Source organism: Gilliamella sp. Choc6-1, from assembly GCF_001690385.1.
Lineage (GTDB): Bacteria > Pseudomonadota > Gammaproteobacteria > Enterobacterales > Orbaceae > Gilliamella > Gilliamella apicola_A.
In genome coordinates this window covers 201,638-220,628 of sequence record NZ_LZHI01000066.1, presented here as the reverse complement: position 1 = coordinate 220,628, position 18,991 = coordinate 201,638, and the positions used below count along the sequence as shown (strand labels likewise).

The window sequence follows — 18,991 nt, the reverse complement described above, 5'->3', positions numbered from 1 at the left end:
TATTTATTCCTTAATTTTCAAATCTTCTTTTGTTTTTTTAGAAGTCTTTTGTTTACTGTTTTGAGTATCATCTGCTGGTTTTATTTTAGCTGTTTTAGCCTTTGTCGCTTTAGTTTTCGCTTTACCATTATCTGTTACCCATTCCAATACAATTCCTTCAGATTCGTTAAAATCAAGTAGTAAAGTTTGAACTTTGCTATTAGCAATGTTGCTTCTTTGTAAAAGTAAATTTGATACCACAGGTAAAATTTGCTGATTTAAAATACTGTCAATATTGCGAGCACCTGTGTCTGGTAATAAGCATGCTGAAACCAACGTATCGTAAAGTTTTTCGCCAACTTTAAACACGACTTTGTAGTGTTTTTGTAATCGGCTCGCAACTTTGTTTAATTTCATTTCGACTATTCGACGTAGCGCATCTTGACCTAACGGGGTGTAAATGACCGTTTGGAAACGAGCAAGTAACGCCGGTTGGAAGTGTTCACGAATAATAGGTCGTAATAATTCTTGTTGTGTTGCAGTGTCTGCATCTGGCATTTCTTCAAAAAGTGCCATAAGCTCATCACTTCCTAGGTTAGATGTCATTAATATTAATGTATTGCGGAAATCGATTTCTCGACCTTCACCATCTCGCATAAATCCACGATCAAACACTTGATAGAATAAGTTTAGTACATCACGATGTGCTTTTTCGACTTCATCTAATAGTACAACACTGTATGGTCTTTTACGGACAGCTTCAGTTAGTATCCCACCTTGTCCATATCCCACATATCCAGGAGGAGAACCTTTAAGTTGCGATACCGTATGCGCCTCTTGATATTCTGACATATTAATTGTCACTAATGATTGCTCACCACCAAATAGTGTGTCAGCAAGCGCTAACGCAGTTTCTGTTTTACCCACACCCGATGGACCAACTAATAAAAATACACCCATTGGGGCATCTTCAGAAGTAAGCCCTGTTTTTGCTGCACGAATACGCTTAGCAATTTCAAATAGCGCAGTATCTTGCCCAACAACCCGTTGACGTAAATCATCTTCAAGTGCTAATAAATGGCTTTGCTCATCTTTTAATAAGCTTTCCAAAGGTACGCCTGTCCAATCTGAAATAACTGAAGAAACAGTACGGCTATCAACATCAAGTGAAAGTAATGGATTATTACCTTGTAATTCATTTAATTGTTGTTGCTTTTCAGAAAGTTTCTTAAGAATTTTTGTATCTGTATCAGTAGTGATTTCTTTACGCAATTCAATTAATTCTTCAACTAACTCCTTCTCTTTTTCAAATTGAGCTTGTTGAGTAGCTAATTTTTTGTGCAATTCATTGAGCTGTAATTCAATTTCAGTTATACGCTCACTAGATAAATTTTCACCTAATGCTAAATCAGCTTCTATGGCTTCTTGTTCTATCCCAAGAGAATCTATTTTTGCTTCAAGTTGGACTATTGATTCAGGAATAGTATCAAGCCCCATTCTTACACGTGCCGATGCTGTATCCAGTAGATCTACCGCTTTATCCGGCAGTTGACGGCCACTAATGTAACGCCTTGATAATGAAACGGCAGTTTTGACTGCTTCATCTGAGATATGTACGCCATGATGTTTAGCATAACGCGATTTTAATCCACGCAACATAAGGCAGGCTTTTTCGTCATCAGGTTCATCAACTTTGACTATTTGGAAACGACGCTCCAATGCGGCATCTTTTTCAAAATATTGTTTATATTCTGACCATGTGGTCGCAGCTATAGTCCGTAACTCACCTCTAGCCAATGCTGGTTTTAATAAATTTGCAGCATCAGCACCACCAGCAGAATTGCCTGCACCAATAATGGTATGTGCTTCGTCAATAAATAATAGTATTGGTGTTGGTGATTGTTGAACAGCATCAATAACATTTTTTAATCTTTGCTCAAATTCACCTTTAACACCCGCACCAGCTTGTAATAGACCAAGATCAAGCGATAATATACTAACATTTGCAAGATTTTTAGGTATGTTACCTTCAGCAATACGAAGTGCTAAACCTTCAACTAAGGCTGTTTTACCAACACCCGGTTCTCCAACTAGTATTGGGTTATTTTTTCGGCGTCGAGATAAAATATCTACCATTTGTCTGATTTCATTATCACGACCAAAAACAGGATCGATTCTACCTGCTTTAGCTTTTTCTGTTACATTTTCAGTAAAGCGTTCAAGTGCTGCCTGAAGATGTTTTTGCAACGTAGCTTGTTTATCTGTGTCATTTTTAGAATCAGACGTTGATAATTTTTGTGCATTATTTGCTGAACTGCCTTCCGTTGTTGATTCAATATTCAAATTATCTGCTGTATCAATGTTAGCTTCTGAATAATAATTAGATTGATTAATTGGGTTTTCATCTGACAGTTCATCTAATTTGGAACGCATTTTTTTCAATGATACAGGCGATAAACTTAATAATTGCCAAGCATCTTGTGCTTTTAAGCAATGTGGCATTTCTTGCAATGCTTGTAATATATGGACTGAACGAATCGCTTCTTCATGATCTTCTAGCGATGCTTTTAACCATGCTGATTGTATTATAGCAATCAACGATGGCGATAAACTTGGTTTTGTATTAATGGTATGAGGCAATGCGTCTAGATAATTTAGTAATCCTGTCCAGACTTTATCCATATCAAATTGATAATGCCTTGCAATAATTGTAATATCACCTGAACCCTGTTCTAATAATTTTAATAACCAATGTTCAAGTGTAATTTCTGTATGTGCTCGTGTTTGGCATAAACCAGCCGCAGCTTCGAGTGATTTAGCACAATACGAATTTAGTCGTCTTAATAAAACAGAGGGATCAGCAATCATTACTACTATTCCTTTCTTTAATTCCATTATTTGTTAGTTTAAAAATGCTGATCCAATTAATACTAATTGGATCAGCGCGTTAATTAAAAATTAACCTCGGCTTTCTACCCAGCTATCTGAGTGGATGATGTTGCCATCTTTGTAAGTCCAAGTAATTTTTTCATAACGAAGTTCAACACGCTCTAAGTGATTGTATTGTTCTTTCGTTGGATCTTTGATGTTGTGCATTTCAGGTTTAACAGAAACAACTTTTACGCCATCCATTAAAGTATTGAAATATTCAACTTCTTGACCTGCATCGTTAATTTTGTACCATTTGATCTCAACTGTTTTTAAGTTTTGACCAGTAGTAACAGCTTTGTAAAGGTATGGTGATGAAGCATCAACTTCTTTAACAAATTCAAGTGCTTTATGAACACGAGTACCTGTTAATTTACCTGTATTACCATCTGTTGGGATGTATACTTTGTGATCAAACTCAACCACTTCTACACTACCTTCACGACCTACAACGGTTACAGAACCTTTAATTTCAGCACCGCCATCATCTTTTAAAAACATATAAGCTGGAACAGCCATTGTTTATCTCCTTTTGTTGTTTTTGTTTCAAAAATTAGTTCTCTTTCACCAATATACAATTTGATGTTTGAGGAACTAAGTTTATTTCCACCCTTCGGTTTTTTGCACGATTCTCTGGAGTATCGTTACTTACCAAAGGTTTTTTTGCGCCATACCCTTGTATAGCGAAACAGGTATCAGGAATATCACTGGTTTTTAATATCCAGTCACGCACCGACATCGCTCGATTAAATGATAGTTGACTATTTTTGGCATCATCTCCAATTGAGTCGGTATGTCCTGTAATTATGATTAACCAACCCGTTTCCGGATTAGCATTCATCTGTTTTTTTATTTCAATTAATGCATTGATTAAGAATTTTTCTGAACCAGATTTTAAGCTCGATTGCCCACTTTCAAACAAGGCCATACTATCTAAACGAATTGGTGGAAGTGGATCTACTGTCACAATTTTAGGTTCAACAATGACAATTTCTTTTGGTTTTGCAACATAGTCGCTCATGGTCACATTGAGCGGTTCAGTTAATCGCAAACCTTTATAAAGCCCCAAACCTAAGCGAACTGGTTCACCCTTTGTATAATATTCATTTAGCATTGATTTATCTTCTTGTAAGGCCTCAAGCGCCTGACGTTTTGCATCATAATTATCCATTGGAATCAAGCGATAATGATGAATATCATTTTTTATTCGTTCAATAAGTTTTGCATTATTCCAAAATGATGCCCCTAAGCACCCCATAATAAATAGAGATGTGATAATCACTAAACCACAAATCATCGAGCTAATTGGTGAAAATGGGTAAGCAATAGGCATGAATTTCACTAATGCATCCGGAGGACTTACGTTGTCTTGTATGCTATGAGTATTAGGAAGCGATAATGTAGTCACACTTTCCCACAATTTTTGCATGACATTATTTTTTACTGTCGATTTATTAGTAGGATAAATTGCTACTCCCGATGGTATGCATTTAGCAATCGGTTGTTTGTCATTTACTAAAGTAGCTAATACTGTGCTTTCTAGCCAAGTTTCAGTTTCGTTTAAAAATGGGCGAATTCTTAATCGGCGTTCACGTTCATCAGTTGGGATTTTAATATCATTGACCCAATTATCTATCGGCGATAAATACTGATCAAGTAGATATAACTTTTGATTTAAAGATCGAAACCAATAAACTGGTAATGGGTTATATTCATCGTAGATTAAATCGTTAAGCCCGATATGCGTTGATACATATACCGGTAATTGATATTTTGCAATTCTACAGGTATCGACCCATGATTGGCGGAATGCCTGTAATTTAGCTATGAAAAACCCATGTTTATCTTCCACTTCTGGCGTAATTGCAAGAAATAGCCCTACTCGTCCTAACATGTCTGGCCATTTGGCAATTAATGAGTCATAAACTATAGGTAAATGCGAAAACTCGTCAACATAAATCCAAACGGCTTCTGAAGAAATAACTACATTAGATTCAGCTAAGGATAAATCTTCCGGGAAAAAATCTTTTGCCGCACTGCCTGAAACCAATAAAATTGGTAAACGGTAACGCTGCCTTGCTGGTAATAAGTCAAGCTTCTGAGTTAAAAACTGAATATTGGCTGTTGATGAGGCAAGTACTTTTCTGTAGCGTTGCATCTGCCAAAGAATTCCACCAGCAATAGCAAAAATTAAGCCAGTACCTATAATTTTCCAGCCAATTGCTACTGGTAAAAAAACAAACAATAGCAATAGGCTTAATATAACAGCATAGATAACCTGAATGCGCTTAGGATAATCGCTCATAATGCACCTTTAACCAACTAATTGTTTAACTAAATTATCTAGCTGATTATTAAATACAAAATAAAGGGCAAGAACCGAAATAACTGACAATACAGTGCATGTTAATAACACTGTTTTTCTTCCCTTATATCGGTAAATTTTTGTTTGTTCAATAATTGGGTAAGATTGTTCTGGCTCGTACTCTCGTAAAGCTTCACGTAGTGCTATGATTAGGTGTTCTCGTTCCATTTGAGGTTTATCAAGATAGCATCCCTGAAAACCAAGTCCAAGAACTCTGTCAAAACAAGCTAATACAAGACCTTCTTTTTTATCCGCCTTTAAACGAGCTCGGATTTTTTCAAACAGATCATAACCTGCATTATGTGTGTTGAAAAAAATCACTTGCAGCGGAGAACCCAACCATTCATCATAGTCTTGGTTTTTCGGATTGTCTCGATGACAAAGTAATACAGTCTCATCTAATAAAGCACATAATGCATAACTGATATCGTCAATTACATCTTGGCTGTATTGTGCGTTATATAATTTTTCACGTACGCTTGTAACTTGCTGTTTACAAAGCTCGTATAATTTGTGTCCTGAAGGAATATCCGCTTTTGCTTTAAGTTGGACAACCACTAAGATTGAATCGCGTAATAATTCATCAATAACAATTGGTTTTGGTTCTATACTCATAATTTAATCCTATGTTCGCAAAACTGCGAATAGCTCCAATGAAATATCTTGCATTGCTCGAGGTACATAAAATTCACAACACCTTGTTTCTAACATATTTTTTGCCGCACTATGGGTCAAATCCAATGCAAAATATTGATTATCTAGACGCACAGGTATTGCTGCGGGTACATGGCTTAAGGCTTTAATTGGAATTCCAGATAGTGCTGAGTGGATGATTTGTTTTACATCATCTGGTGCACCGGCTTTACACAAGATTGGGAATCGAGATTGTAACTGATGTCCTGGCATGCTTGATCGAACAGAAAGATAGAAATCTGCATCTTCGACGATGCGTGAATCATTTAATCGTCCTGTCCATAGTGTATCTTTGTCATGAACTAGTTCAATCTTAATTACTCTTGATGGTAAACTTTCTTCAAGCAAATTGCGAATTAATCCAAATAGTGGTGGAAAAACTTCATTAAGCTTGTCATGTTTATAAGTCGGAATACCATCAACACTATTTAATAACGAAAATGTTAATAGTGCCCCTGTAAATGAAGTTAATACTTGATAAAGTCTTTCTGGATGTAAGGATGGATTATCACGTAAGAATTTAAGTTGAGGCTCAAATGTGTTTAATGCATTTAAGAGCCAAAATAACGAAACATCAGCAGTCGCAAATTCAGCTATTTGTTGATTACGCTCATGTCGCATTCCTGTTAGATGTAGGCGTTTTGCTTGCACTTGTACACATAAAAGTTCTAATTCTTTTATAAGTGTTCCACTTTGTGTGTAAAGGTTTACCATTGGGTGAAGATAATCAAGATCAAGGACAAATTTACCGTTAAGATCACGTTTTAAACGAGCTATAGGACACGTTAAATAATCATTGTGATTTTCAAAGTCAAATAAGAATTTCAATGCATAACGTTCAACTGCAATCGTTTCAACATTTTGCCCCAGTAAATCAGGTACTTCTACCCATTCTTGTCGATAACGTAATGGACGTTCAAGTCGCTGGTTATCTTGCAGACAGTTACCGCCATTGGATTGCAATAATGGAATAGCAATTAATACAGTTACTTCCTCAAGCTCAATAGGAATATCAGTATTTAATACTCTAGCTTCAGGTAATTTATCAGCGATATCAGTATTAACTACTACTCCATCAGGAAATCGAACACTTATTGACTCAGCTTGTAACCGATCAACTGTCAACGCATTTGTATCAATGGTTAAATGCTCAATTCCCCATGGGTTAGCAACCGACATAGCTGCTAACTTTTGTGAAGTAAATTGTTGCCACAAGCCTTGCTGTTGAAACTGCTGAGGCGTCAAAAAGACGCCTTCATTCCACAAAGGACGAAAAATTTTCATGTATCCTAAATACTCCTAGTTATTAGATATTAATCAAATCAGACTAAAATTTATGATTTAGCCTTAGGCATTTGTGACACCATTGATAAGTTAATATCCATCCCTTCCACTTGGAAATGAGGTACTAGGAATGTTTTAACACGGAAGAAACCTGGATTATCTTCAATATCTTCAACAATAACTTTCGCCTCTCTTAATGGATGTGCTGCTTGGACTTCATCACTTGGGTCAGTCATTTCAGTGACAAGGTTGCCAATCCATTTGTTTAGCTCAAGTTCTAACATTCGACGATCTTTTGTTGCACCAATATTTTCTCGTTGGATTACTTTTAAGTAATGTGCGATACGTGATAATAAGAAAATATATGGTAAACGAGAATTTATACGGCTATTTGATGACGCTTCTTTCGTGTCGTAAACAGCAGGTTTTTGAGCTGAGTTAGCAGAGAAGAAACAAGCATAATCCCTATTTTTATAGAATGAAAGTGGGATAAATCCTAAATTAGCAAATTCAAACTCACGTGTTTCAGGAATAAGTACCTCTGTTGGGATTTTGACTTGATTACCTGTTCCTAAATCGTAAAGGTGGATTGGTAGATCTTCAACAAGCCCACCAGCTTGTGGTCCACGAATTTGAACACACCAACCATTACGAACAAAACTTTGTGCCATGTTAGCTGCAAAAGCATAAGAAGCATTAGCCCATAAGTAACGGTTGTGCTCTACACCTTTAACATCTTCAATATAGTTAAAATTACGTACAGGAACAGTATCTGGACCATAAGGTAAGCGAGCAAGCACTCTTGGAAAAGTTAATCCAACATAACGGGCGTCATCTGTTTCTCGGAAACTATTCCATTTAGTATATTCAGCACGATCAAAATAGTTACCTATATCTTTAATTGCAGCAACTTCTTCCATTGTTTCTTTACCAAAGAATTTTGGACCAACCGAACTTACAAACGGCATGTGCGCTGCAGCAGCAACTTTTGATACGTTTCTTAATAAAGAAATATCTTGAGGGCTACGATCAAATTCGTAATTCGAGATAGTTACTCCAATAGGCTCTCCACCTGGTGTGTCGTATTCCTGAGTATAAGTATGCCGATAAAAACCTGATTGGCTAATTTCTGGGGCATCTTCGAAGTCTTGACGCAGTTCTTCTTTTGATACATCCAATAATTCAATTTTAACATTACGGCGGAAATCAGTGCGATCAACTAAGAATTTCAATCCACGCCAAGTGGATTCAATTTCTTGGAATGTTTCATTATGCATGATTTCATCAAGCTGACGACTTATTTTTTGATCTATTTGACTAATATGGTAGTCTAATAAGTGTTTATCTAATTTTTCAACTTTATTTGATGAACCTTGTATTAATTGAAGCAAAATATTAATTGCCATGGTAACACGTTCATCTTGTGAAGATTCGAATAATACTTCGTTATCTTCATATCTATCAATTCCGCCCGCTTTTTTAATTGGGTTTAAATTTATTTTATCAAATAAAGATTGGTAAACACTGCTATTTTCTTCAACAACCGTTTTAGTAGCATTGTTTGTTTGATTTTGCACGTTCATTAATTTCTTCTCTTGCTTTTATCAAAACTTTATATTTTGTTTTGAAAATAATTACATTAATTTATTAAAAAAATATTTATTTATCACTTTCCGCTACGATTGATTCCAATTCTGCACGGAGTTCATCTGATAGTTGTTCGTCTTTAACGATTTTTTCTAATTCATAACGAAATGTAGCGTTATCTAATAAATTAGATTTTAAATCTCTTAATAAATTACGCATCGCAAGCAATGAACGTAGTTCTGGAACTTTTTTGGCAACTTGCTCGGGTGAAAAATCATTCATTGACTCAAACGCCAAATTCACAACAATTTCGCTACCATCATCCGCAATTTTGTTTGGAACAGTAATATTGGCTTCAGGTTTAAAATCATTTAATACAGCATCAAAATTATTTTTATTAATCGATACTTTTTGTTTATCTGAAAGTGATCGCTTGTCTTTACCTCGACCATAATCACCTACAGATAAAATTTTGAGAGGTAATTCAACTTTTTTTGTGGCTCCACCTGTGTGTAAATCAAGATTGATACTGACTCGAGCAGAAGGAACTTCGTTTTGATAACTACTAGACATAATTTCTCCTTTAATTTCCTTTTCCTTTAAAATAATGTTTAATTAGCAGGCTTAAGTGGAGAGTAAATTACACGATTTACGGATAAATTACAATCTCATCCTGCAATTTAAATGTATTTAATTTTTATAAAAACTCTTAAAAACTATCGCTAATCAAGTAATATTAAGGGTTTTTAAAATTTTTATATCATGAAATATTTGATTAATTTTTAAGCTGGTTTATTGCAAATAATCTTCTGATTGGTGCAATTTTGTCCTTATTGAGTTAGAATTAACAAATAATTTTCATTTTTTTATAGTACCAGCTCTTATAAGCTTTATGTTTTCTAATTAACTATTATTTTAATAGATAGGAATTATCTGCTATCTATTTTATTTTTTTATAAAATATTCTAATAACTTTGACTTCTTTATTTAATGATAATAATTCTCATTATTATTTTAATAAACTTTTGTATTATCATATAATGCAATAACGTTGTTATAAGATTGCATATGAAACAAGGAGTAGCTAATGAAGCTTATTTTTTTTAAAAGCCGAAAACCGGTATTAAAAGCCATATTGACCTCTTTAATTCTTTTGACTGCTCTTTTAGATTCTGCTTTAGCAATCGATAAAAAATTTAAAGTTGTTACAACCTTTACTATCATTCAAGATATCGCGCAGAATGTTGCTGGCAATGCTGCTACAGTCGAATCTATTACAAAAATAGGGGCTGAAATTCATGAGTACGATCCTACTCCTCAAGATATTACTAAAATGCTTTCCGCTGATTTAGTCTTGTGGAATGGGCTTAATTTAGAATTACGGTTTAAACGCTTTTTTGAAGATATTCAAGATGTACCTTCTGTTGTGGTAACTGAAGGTATTGAACCAATATCTATTCAAGAAGGCACTTATAAAGGTAATCCTAATCCACATGCTTGGATGTCGCCAACACTCGCTTTAATTTATATTGAAAATATCCGTGCAGCTTTGGTTAAATATGATCCTAAAAATGCCGGAGTTTATAATAAAAATGCCAGTGATTACATCGCAAAGATTAAAGCACTTGATACCCCTTTGCGAGAACGTTTAGCAAAAATTCCAGAAACTAAGCGCTGGTTAGTGACCAGTGAAGGGGCTTTTAGTTATTTAACACGAGATTACAATTTGAAAGAAGCTTACCTATGGCCGATTAATGCCGAGCAACAAGGTACACCGAAGCAAGTTAAAAATCTAATTGATTTGGTTAGAGCTAATAATATACCTGTCGTTTTTAGTGAAAGCACAATTTCGGATAAACCAGCAAAACAGGTCAGTAAAGAAACTGGAGCAAACTATGGAGGGGTATTATATGTCGATTCATTATCAACTAAAGATGGTCCTGTCCCAACTTATATAGATCTATTGAAAGTTACCGTTGAAACAATTGCTAAAGGATTTGAAAAATAATGAATCGAATTTGCCTAAATGTTAATGATATAACCGTGACATATAATAATGGTCACACAGCAATACATGATGCAAGTTTCACTCTCAATGGAGGAACGATTTGTGCATTAGTTGGCGTAAATGGTAGTGGTAAATCAACATTGTTTAAGAGCATTATGGGCATGATACGACCAACTAGAGGAAAAGTGACTTTAAATGATATGTCTGTCAAAGAAGCACTAAAACAAAATGTTATAGCTTATGTTCCTCAAACAGAGGAAGTCGACTGGGACTTTCCTGTTTTAGTGTCTGATGTCGTCATGATGGGGCGGTACGGTCATATGTCTTTTTTTCGTATTCCAAGTAAAGAAGATAAGAAGCAGGTAGATATTGCTCTTGAGCGTGTCAATATGTTGGATTTTAAATATCGCCAAATTGGAGAACTTTCCGGTGGACAAAAAAAACGTGTTTTTTTAGCTAGAGCTTTAGCTCAGCAAAGTAAAGTTTTATTATTAGATGAACCTTTTACCGGTGTTGATGTAAAAACAGAGAATGCCATAATAGATTTGTTAAAAGATCTTCGAAAAGATGCTCACCTTATTTTAGTTTCGACCCATAATTTGGGTAGTGTCCCTGAATTTTGCGATCAAGTGGTGTTAATTAATCAAACAGTTCTGGCCTTTGGTCCAACTAAAACAACTTTTACACCGCAAAATTTAATGACCACTTTTGGTGGTGCACTACGTTATCTTAGCTTGTCAGGAGAGAAATTGCATGATGATGAAGATCCTCGTAAAGTATCCATCTTAACCGACGATGAACGTGCTGCAATTTTTTATGGAGAAGGGAAAGATGATTCGCCTCATCGAGATTTGTTGGTTGACCATGTCAAAAACGAACCAAAAGGGCAATTATAAATGGAACTTTTATTTGAACCATTCACCTATAATTTTATGCTCAAAGCGATTTGGGTAAGTAGTATTGTTGGCGCTACTTGTGCTTTTTTATCTGCCTTTTTAATGTTAAAGGGTTGGTCACTAATGGGAGATGCACTGTCACATTCTGTTGTACCTGGCGTGGCGGGAGCTTATGCTCTAGGCTTACCCTACTCTGTTGGTGCCTTTTTTACTGGCTCACTGGCTGCTCTGTCAATTACAATAATACGTACAATGACTCGTTTAAAAGAAGATGCCATTATTGGTTTTATTTTTTCAACTTTTTTTGCTACCGGTTTATTGATTATTTCACTTAACCCAACTTCCGTTAATGTGCAAACCATTATTTTTGGTAATATTTTAGGTATTGACGATAGTGATATGTGGCAAGTGCAAATCATTATTTTGATTTCGTTGATATTACTACTGCTGTTTTGGAAAGATCTTTTAGTGGTGTTTTTCGATGAAACTCACGCACGCTCAATTGGCTTAAAGCCATTGATGTTTAAAATCCTTTTTTTTACTATTTTAAGTGCTTGTACCGTTGCTGCATTACAGACCGTTGGTGCTATTTTGGTTATTGCCATGGTTGTAACTCCAGGTGCAACAGCTTATTTATTAACAAGTCGATTTTCTAGACTATTGGTTATTTCGGTGATTATTGGTGCTACGACTAGCGCTATCGGCTCTTGGTTAAGTTACTTTCTAAATGGTGAAACAGGTGGTGTGATTGTTACATTACAAACACTAATTTTTATTGTGGTATTTTTGTTCGCACCGAAACAGGGGTTGATTTCAAACAAACTAAAAATCAGGCAAAGCAGATTAAATAAGAGAGCGAATTTATGACAGATTTATGGGAATATATTTATTATCCTTTCACGCTACCTTTTATTCAACGAGCCATATTAGCAGCATTAACAACTAGTATCGTTTGTGCACTTCTTTCTTGCTTTTTAGTATTAAAGGGTTGGTCATTAATGGGGGATGCGATTTCTCACGCAGTGTTGCCTGGCATTGTGATAGCTTATTTAATTGGTATTCCTATTATTTTGGGGGCATTTGCATCAGGCTTATTCTGTTCGGCCGCAACAGGCTATATCAAGGATAACTGTCGAATTAAAGAAGATACTGTAATGGGGATTGTTTTTTCGGGAATGTTCGCTTTTGGGTTAGTACTATTTTCGAAAGTCGATACTTCACTGCATTTAAATCATATCTTATTTGGTAGCGTGTTGGGTACTAGTTACGCTGAATTGAAACAAATTATTTTAATTGCAACTATAGTGTCGTTATTGGTAATTATTAAACGTCGTGATCTTATGCTTTATTGCTTCGATTCTATTCAAGCCAAAGTAGTAGGCCTACGAGTTAAATTATTGCATTATGGGTTACTAAGTGTTATAGCATTAACTATTGTTAGTTCTTTAAAAACAGCAGGAGTTATTTTAGTTATTGCAATGCTTATTGCGCCAGGCATAACAGCATTTTCATTAACTCGGCGTTTTGAAAGAATGTTACTTGTTGCGGTAATTGTTTCGGTATTTTCTTCGGTGATTGGTACGTTAATTAGTTTTTATTTTGATGCCTCAACCAGCGCTTGTATTGTCATATTACAGGCTGCTATTTTTTTGTTTGTGCAAATTTATCAATTTATTATTAGGAAAATGATACACCGTTAATCTCAATTGTTTGAAATGCAACATGCGTGTAAATCTTTTCAACGCGCATGTTACCCTAACTTTTATCCTGTAAATTGGAATAAAATTATTCATCATCCATATATTTACTGGCATCGGCATAGTTATCAAACCGTGAGAATTGCCCTTGGAATTTTAAACGAACCTTACCGATAGGACCGTTTCGTTGTTTACCTAATATAATTTCGGCAATGCCTTTATGTTCAGACGCTTCATTATAAACTTCATCACGGTAGATAAACATAATCACATCGGCATCTTGTTCGATAGAACCTGACTCACGTAAATCCGAGTTTACAGGTCTTTTGTCGGCACGCTGTTCTAAACTACGATTGAGTTGTGATAATGCAACAACCGGAATTTGCAGCTCTTTTGCTAAAGCTTTAAGTGACCGAGAAATTTCAGCAATTTCTAAGTTTCGGTTTTCTGACATATTCGGCACGCGCATAAGCTGTAAATAATCAACCATGATCATACTTAATCCTTTATGCTCGCGATAAATGCGTCTTGCCCGTGAACGCAGCTCCATTGGCGTTAAACCAGAAGAATCATCAATATAGATGTTTTTCTTTTCGAGCAATAATCCCATAGTACTTGAAATTCTTGCCCAATCATCGTCTTGAAGTTGTCCAGTTCGAATGCGTGTTTGATCAACTCTAGATAATGAGGCTAGCATACGCATCATTATCTGTTCTGAAGGCATTTCTAGACTAAATATTAATACCGGCTTTTCCTGTTCTAGCGCAGCATTTTCACACAAATTCATAGCAAAGGTGGTTTTCCCCATTGAAGGTCTTGCGGCAATAATAATTAAGTCTGAACGCTGTAATCCTGCGGTTTTTTTATCCAAATCAATATATCCAGTAGAAACCCCCGTTACGCCATCGTGTGGGCGTTGGAATAGCTCTTCAATTTTAGCTACTGTTGACTCTAATACTTCGGTGATACTTTTTGGTCCTTCACCCTGTTTAGTTCGGCTTTCAGCAATTTGAAAAATTTTACTTTCTGCCAGATCCAATATTTCACTGCTATCACGCCCTTCTGTAGCATAACAGTTGTCAGCAATTTCGTTTGAAGCGCTAATTAGTTCACGCAAAATTGCTTGTTGACGGATGATATCACCATATGCCACCACATTAATTGCACTTGGTGTATTTTTAGAAAGCTCAGCTAAATAAGCAAACCCGCCAACATCACTTAGTAAATCTTTACTTTCTAAGCTTTCTGATAAGGTAATTAAATCAATTGGCGTACCTTTGCTAACTAACGTATGCATTTCTGAAAAAATTAGTTGATGATGACGCGAATAAAAATCACGTTCTGTTATCATTTCGGAAACCGCATCCCAACGTTGATTATCAAGCATTAGGCTTCCTAGCACAGCTTGCTCTGCCTCAATTGAATGTGGAGGCATTTTGATATTATGCAACTTTGAGCTTTTCGACTCTTCATTTCTTGAGTTTCTACTTGAACTTGTTTCGCCAGTATTCATACATTCATCTTTTTAATTCATCTTTAAGCAATGTGCTTATGTTAAAAATAATGGTCCTAATACAAGATTAGGGATTTGATACTCTTTTGGATATTCTACTTGAACTAAATACAACCCTTCTGGTTTAGCTGTCGCCGCGGCTTGAGTTCTATTCCTTACTTGTAAAAGCTCAGCAATCCATTCAGGCGGTTTATTACCAGTGCCAACTTCAAGCAAACTTCCCACAATATTACGTACCATGTGGTGTACAAAGGCATTCGCTTTGATATCAACAATAATATATTCACCCTGCCTTATCACTTCAATATGATGTATATTACGCCAAGGAGTTCGTGATTGACATTGTGCAGCTCTAAACGATGAAAAATCATTTTCACCTAATAGATATTGTGCTGCTTGGTGCATTAATATTTCATTTAAAGGCAAATAATAATGCGATACCCCTTTAGCTAAAATGGCTGGACGATAACGATGATTATAGATCACATATCGATAACGACGAGCTGTCGCACTAAACCTCGCATGAAAACTATCATCAACTATTTGTGACCAACGCACCGCAATATTATCAGGTAAATGAGAATTCACTCCCATTGTCCAAGCACTCGGTGAACGTGTTGATTGGGTTTCAAAATGGATAACTTGCCCTGTTGCATGCACGCCAGCATCGGTTCGACCAGCACAAAATACGTTTATTGTTGAATTAGCAATTATCGATAGTGCGGATTCTAACCTTTCTTGAACAGAATCAACAGATTGTTGTCGCTGCCAGCCAAAGTAATCGCTGCCATCATATTCAATGCCAAGAGCAATCTTATAGGTAGTCATGAATGAGAATCTCTAGTGTCTCAATTAACATTAATGCACCTAAATAACGAATATTATCAGCAACTGACCAAAATTGAATTTGTTCATAATGACCGTAACTGTGTCTCAAATTAGCCAATTTAATAGTTAGCTGACCTTCAGACTCTATACTAACTTCGGTCACTGGAGTTGGCAGATTATCGCTTTGCACTTCAACCCCAAACTCGCTAAAACGTGTCATATCTAACTCAATCGGTAAGCTACTTGATACATTAATAGCTTGTGACACCCCATAAAACACAGGCACAATCACTGATTCAATAGAGACAGGAAGTTCATAATTACTTAATATTTTACGAATTTGATTAACTTGTGACTTTTCACCTAATATTGAATCATCATGTTCGTGCGATACGGGTAATAAGTTAAATGCTAATTGCTTGTCAAATAACTGATTATCAACTGGCATGCCATTTAATAAGCGAGCGCTCTGCCCAGCCAATTCATCAACACCTTGCTTACCATACAATGAGGCAGGAATAAAACTGGTGGCATGCAAATTGGTTAATAACTCAATATCAGTTAACGACGCAACACAACGCAACAATTGGCACACAGTGGCACTAGCTACCGCTATAATGTTTTCATTACGGTATTCAGTTAATACGCTATTATTAACTTTAGGTACTACTAATGGTATATGCTCTTGCTGAGCAAAATAGCCACTAGAATCAATCACTACACAGCCTGATTCTGCCGCAATTTGTGCATATTTTTCACTTGTTTCAGAACTAGCAACAAAAAAGGCAAAATGGCACTGACTCCAGTCCATTTGTGCACTATCAGTAACAGTTAAATTTTTACCAGCAAAGCGAACAACTTCACCAGCACTATTGTCACTGCCGACCAAATAGAGATTTTCAATTTTTAGATTATTGTCTTGTAAACTACGTTTTTGTAGCAATTCAACTAGCGCAGAACCTACTTGTCCTGTCGCCCCAACAACAGCAATATTCCATACAGACATATTTAGAACCTAAATAAAAAAATTTAATGGTGATTATATCACTATATTGTCAAAGATAGCGTAAAAAAGCTGTTTCACTATTTTGGAATATAGATCGATAAAATGAATTTTGGTCAATTACAAATTATGTAATCGTCGTTAAAGTAATAAGCCAAATTAATTGAACTATTTTTGTCATCATGGTAAAAACAACGTTATCCACTATTGCTAAAAAAGCTAATTTATCAATTGCTTCTGTTTCAAGAGTATTAAATACACCCAATTTAACTTCACCACAGACTCAATCAAAAGTTTATCAAGCTATACAAGAGCTACATGTTGATACTTTCAACAATTTTAAACCATATCAAGCTGGACCTGAAACTAAGAAAATTTTAATTATTGATAATCAGCTTTTTTCGAAAAGTTTAATTAACTTAGGTTTAGAACAAGCTTTGAAAAAAGAAGAATATATCTTTTTTTATTTACGTTTTCCTTATTCTGATAACCATGATATTCATTATTTAATTCGATATGTGACCCAAAATATCTTTGACGGTATTGTGATAATTAATGACGCCCCTTATTTAGAAATACTCAGATATTATAAAAACACATTACCTCCTATAATTTTAGTTAATCATTATTCAATTGATTTTACGTGTATTTATTTTGATCACCTAATGATTGCTTATCAGTTAACTCAATATCTAGTTTGTAATTCACATTCAAAGATCGCTGTTTTATTAAATGATCATGATAAAATTAGTTCAAGTTTGTTTTTAGAAGGCTATAAACAAGCTTTGTTGCGAGCAAACATCATTGTTGATCCTAACTACATCATTGAAAATTGTTTTAGCTTTGATCATGGTCGAACTGTAACTAAAAGATTATTTAAGAGTAACAAACCGCCTTCTGCCATTATTTGCGCTGATAATATCAGTTTAAATTACTTAGATGAAAACTATTATAATCAACAAAATTTTTATTCTTCTTATAGCGCAGTGTTGGGCGTTTTGCATCAAGCAAATGAAATCCTATCTAATACAGACAATCCATTGACTTTAACTTATATTAGCCATTCAAAAGATCGACATTATAATGAATTAGATAAATTGAGCAGAATCTATAAGCCTTTATATAAAATGGGGCAAAAAGCAGCAATATTAATTAATGAGATAATTCAAAAAAACGATCCATTAATAAAAAACAATTATCTTATTGAAGCTGAACCAATTTTCTATTAAATAGAATATAGCTAATAGAAAATAATGCTCGCTCCAATAATTATTACTATATTTTAAACTTAAATTTGTTTAAACCACCGTTGAAACTAGGCGTTTAGGTGATAATTGGTCACCCACTAGTATACCTGCACCAATAAACTGATCCCCTTGATATATTCTGACTAGGGTTTCAGTTGGCATGGTATTTTCAAGCGTTATAGTTCGTCCTAATAAAATATTTTTACCTTGTTGTTCGGTAAGTATAACTTTAGAGTATTCATTTAATGGGCTATCACAAGGTAATAATACTTTATCCCGTTCAAGCATCACTTGTAATGCATTTAAAGTGATCATATTTTCTATTGGATAATTAGAAACTTGCAAACGTCTTAAATAAATCACATGTGCACCACAACCCAGCAACTCGCCTAAATCATCAATAATAGTTCGAATGTAGGTTCCTTTAGAGCAGTGTATTTCTAACGTTAATTCACTATTATTGACGTTAAAATCAATAAATCGATTTTCGTAAATGGTAATAGGTCTTGCTTCACGTTCAATAACAATACCTTGGCGAGCATATTCGTAAAGTGGTTTTCCTTGATATTTTAGTGCCGAAAACATGGTTGGCACTTGTAAAATATCACCGCAAAAATGTGTTAAAGCTTGTCTGATTTGTGATTCAGTCACTTTAACAGGTTTGGTACATATAATTTGCCCATCGGCATCAGATGTATCGGTTCGTTCACCAAGTTTGGCAATCACACGGTAACGTTTATCCGAATCCAATAAATACTGCGAGAATTTTGTCGCCTCGCCAAAACAGATAGGGAGCATCCCTGTAGCTAATGGATCAAGTGCGCCTGTGTGCCCTACTTTTTTAGCATTAAATAACCATTTCACTTTTTGCAATGCATCGTTGGATGTCATGCCTTGCGGTTTGTCTAGTAACAAAACGCCGTTAATGTCACGGCGAATTTTTTTTATATTCATCATCTTTTT

Annotated in this window: 16 protein-coding genes; 5 read left to right on the top strand and 11 right to left on the bottom strand. The window is 35.2% G+C overall.

Annotated elements, in window-relative coordinates:
• Positions 1-3: 3 nt before the first annotated feature.
• The 7 genes from tssH to tssB form a co-directional block, all read right to left on the bottom strand.
• Positions 4-2,847 (bottom strand): type VI secretion system ATPase TssH, encoded by a 2,844-nt coding sequence (gene tssH / locus A9G36_RS09385; protein ID WP_065569379.1) that lies wholly within the window; start codon positions 2,845-2,847, stop codon positions 4-6.
• A 90-nt stretch (positions 2,848-2,937) separates the two neighbouring features.
• Complete coding sequence (locus A9G36_RS09380) at positions 2,938-3,426, bottom strand: Hcp family type VI secretion system effector (RefSeq protein WP_065569380.1); 489 nt, start codon at positions 3,424-3,426, stop codon at positions 2,938-2,940.
• Between the two features lie 34 nt (positions 3,427-3,460).
• Complete coding sequence (locus A9G36_RS09375) at positions 3,461-5,212, bottom strand: OmpA family protein (protein WP_065569381.1); 1,752 nt, start codon at positions 5,210-5,212, stop codon at positions 3,461-3,463.
• 9 nt (positions 5,213-5,221) lie between these two features.
• On the bottom strand, positions 5,222-5,887 hold the full coding sequence (gene tssL / locus A9G36_RS09370; protein WP_051825031.1) for a type VI secretion system protein TssL, short form: 666 nt from the start codon (positions 5,885-5,887) through the stop codon (positions 5,222-5,224).
• Between the two features lie 9 nt (positions 5,888-5,896).
• A complete protein-coding gene (gene tssK, locus A9G36_RS09365) occupies positions 5,897-7,249 on the bottom strand; it encodes a type VI secretion system baseplate subunit TssK (protein WP_034943669.1) in 1,353 nt (450 codons plus the stop codon).
• A gap of 50 nt (positions 7,250-7,299) precedes the next feature.
• Complete coding sequence (gene tssC, locus A9G36_RS09360; protein WP_065569382.1) at positions 7,300-8,832, bottom strand: type VI secretion system contractile sheath large subunit; 1,533 nt, start codon at positions 8,830-8,832, stop codon at positions 7,300-7,302.
• A 76-nt stretch (positions 8,833-8,908) separates the two neighbouring features.
• Complete coding sequence (gene tssB / locus A9G36_RS09355; protein ID WP_034943675.1) at positions 8,909-9,409, bottom strand: type VI secretion system contractile sheath small subunit; 501 nt, start codon at positions 9,407-9,409, stop codon at positions 8,909-8,911.
• A 514-nt stretch (positions 9,410-9,923) separates the two neighbouring features.
• On the opposite strand from tssB, the gene A9G36_RS09350 reads away from it, so the two are divergent.
• From A9G36_RS09350 to A9G36_RS09335, 4 genes are read left to right on the top strand one after another with little or no spacing between them, the layout of a single operon-like run.
• A complete protein-coding gene (locus A9G36_RS09350) occupies positions 9,924-10,844 on the top strand; it encodes a metal ABC transporter substrate-binding protein (RefSeq protein ID WP_034943678.1) in 921 nt (306 codons plus the stop codon).
• Positions 10,844-11,740, top strand: a complete 897-nt coding sequence (locus A9G36_RS09345) for a manganese/iron ABC transporter ATP-binding protein (RefSeq protein WP_065569383.1) — start codon at positions 10,844-10,846, stop codon at positions 11,738-11,740. Before A9G36_RS09350 ends, A9G36_RS09345 begins: the two co-directional genes overlap by 1 nt.
• Complete coding sequence (locus A9G36_RS09340; protein ID WP_065573904.1) at positions 11,741-12,607, top strand: metal ABC transporter permease; 867 nt, start codon at positions 11,741-11,743, stop codon at positions 12,605-12,607.
• Positions 12,604-13,440 (top strand): metal ABC transporter permease, encoded by an 837-nt coding sequence (locus A9G36_RS09335; RefSeq protein WP_034943686.1) that lies wholly within the window; start codon positions 12,604-12,606, stop codon positions 13,438-13,440. Before A9G36_RS09340 ends, A9G36_RS09335 begins: the two co-directional genes overlap by 4 nt.
• Positions 13,441-13,525: 85 nt before the next feature.
• Here A9G36_RS09335 and dnaB read toward each other — a convergent pair whose 3' ends face one another.
• The 3 genes from dnaB to A9G36_RS09320 are packed head-to-tail and all read right to left on the bottom strand — an operon-like array spanning position 13,526 to position 16,784.
• The gene (gene dnaB / locus A9G36_RS09330) at positions 13,526-14,950 is read right to left on the bottom strand and encodes a replicative DNA helicase (RefSeq protein ID WP_034943689.1); all 1,425 of its coding nucleotides are present in this window, start codon (positions 14,948-14,950) and stop codon (positions 13,526-13,528) included.
• Between the two features lie 36 nt (positions 14,951-14,986).
• The gene (gene truA / locus A9G36_RS09325) at positions 14,987-15,778 is read right to left on the bottom strand and encodes a tRNA pseudouridine(38-40) synthase TruA (RefSeq protein WP_034943691.1); all 792 of its coding nucleotides are present in this window, start codon (positions 15,776-15,778) and stop codon (positions 14,987-14,989) included.
• Positions 15,765-16,784: an aspartate-semialdehyde dehydrogenase gene (locus A9G36_RS09320; RefSeq protein ID WP_034943694.1), complete on the bottom strand. Its 1,020-nt coding sequence runs from the start codon at positions 16,782-16,784 to the stop codon at positions 15,765-15,767. The genes truA and A9G36_RS09320 overlap by 14 nt, the downstream gene beginning before the upstream one ends.
• Before the next feature lie 179 nt (positions 16,785-16,963).
• Between A9G36_RS09320 and A9G36_RS09315 the strand changes: the two genes are divergently transcribed.
• Positions 16,964-18,010 (top strand): LacI family DNA-binding transcriptional regulator, encoded by a 1,047-nt coding sequence (locus A9G36_RS09315; RefSeq protein WP_065585656.1) that lies wholly within the window; start codon positions 16,964-16,966, stop codon positions 18,008-18,010.
• 69 nt (positions 18,011-18,079) lie between these two features.
• Here A9G36_RS09315 and truB read toward each other — a convergent pair whose 3' ends face one another.
• On the bottom strand, positions 18,080-18,985 hold the full coding sequence (gene truB / locus A9G36_RS09310) for a tRNA pseudouridine(55) synthase TruB (protein ID WP_065569385.1): 906 nt from the start codon (positions 18,983-18,985) through the stop codon (positions 18,080-18,082).
• Positions 18,986-18,991: the final 6 nt, after the last annotated feature.

Excerpts from the sequence above, each read along its gene's own strand:
- tssH (WP_065569379.1), bottom strand. The coding sequence starts at position 2,847 with ATGATTGCTGATCCCTCTGTTTTATTAAGACGACTAAATTCGTATTGT.
- A9G36_RS09380 (WP_065569380.1), bottom strand. The coding sequence starts at position 3,426 with ATGGCTGTTCCAGCTTATATGTTTTTAAAAGATGATGGCGGTGCTGAA.
- A9G36_RS09375 (WP_065569381.1), bottom strand. The coding sequence starts at position 5,212 with ATGAGCGATTATCCTAAGCGCATTCAGGTTATCTATGCTGTTATATTA.
- tssL (WP_051825031.1), bottom strand. The coding sequence starts at position 5,887 with ATGAGTATAGAACCAAAACCAATTGTTATTGATGAATTATTACGCGAT.
- tssK (WP_034943669.1), bottom strand. The coding sequence starts at position 7,249 with ATGAAAATTTTTCGTCCTTTGTGGAATGAAGGCGTCTTTTTGACGCCT.
- tssC (WP_065569382.1), bottom strand. The coding sequence starts at position 8,832 with ATGAACGTGCAAAATCAAACAAACAATGCTACTAAAACGGTTGTTGAA.
- tssB (WP_034943675.1), bottom strand. The coding sequence starts at position 9,409 with ATGTCTAGTAGTTATCAAAACGAAGTTCCTTCTGCTCGAGTCAGTATC.
- A9G36_RS09350 (WP_034943678.1), top strand. The coding sequence starts at position 9,924 with ATGAAGCTTATTTTTTTTAAAAGCCGAAAACCGGTATTAAAAGCCATA.
- A9G36_RS09345 (WP_065569383.1), top strand. The coding sequence starts at position 10,844 with ATGAATCGAATTTGCCTAAATGTTAATGATATAACCGTGACATATAAT.
- A9G36_RS09340 (WP_065573904.1), top strand. The coding sequence starts at position 11,741 with ATGGAACTTTTATTTGAACCATTCACCTATAATTTTATGCTCAAAGCG.
- A9G36_RS09335 (WP_034943686.1), top strand. The coding sequence starts at position 12,604 with ATGACAGATTTATGGGAATATATTTATTATCCTTTCACGCTACCTTTT.
- dnaB (WP_034943689.1), bottom strand. The coding sequence starts at position 14,950 with ATGAATACTGGCGAAACAAGTTCAAGTAGAAACTCAAGAAATGAAGAG.
- truA (WP_034943691.1), bottom strand. The coding sequence starts at position 15,778 with ATGACTACCTATAAGATTGCTCTTGGCATTGAATATGATGGCAGCGAT.
- A9G36_RS09320 (WP_034943694.1), bottom strand. The coding sequence starts at position 16,784 with ATGTCTGTATGGAATATTGCTGTTGTTGGGGCGACAGGACAAGTAGGT.
- A9G36_RS09315 (WP_065585656.1), top strand. The coding sequence starts at position 16,964 with ATGGTAAAAACAACGTTATCCACTATTGCTAAAAAAGCTAATTTATCA.
- truB (WP_065569385.1), bottom strand. The coding sequence starts at position 18,985 with ATGATGAATATAAAAAAAATTCGCCGTGACATTAACGGCGTTTTGTTA.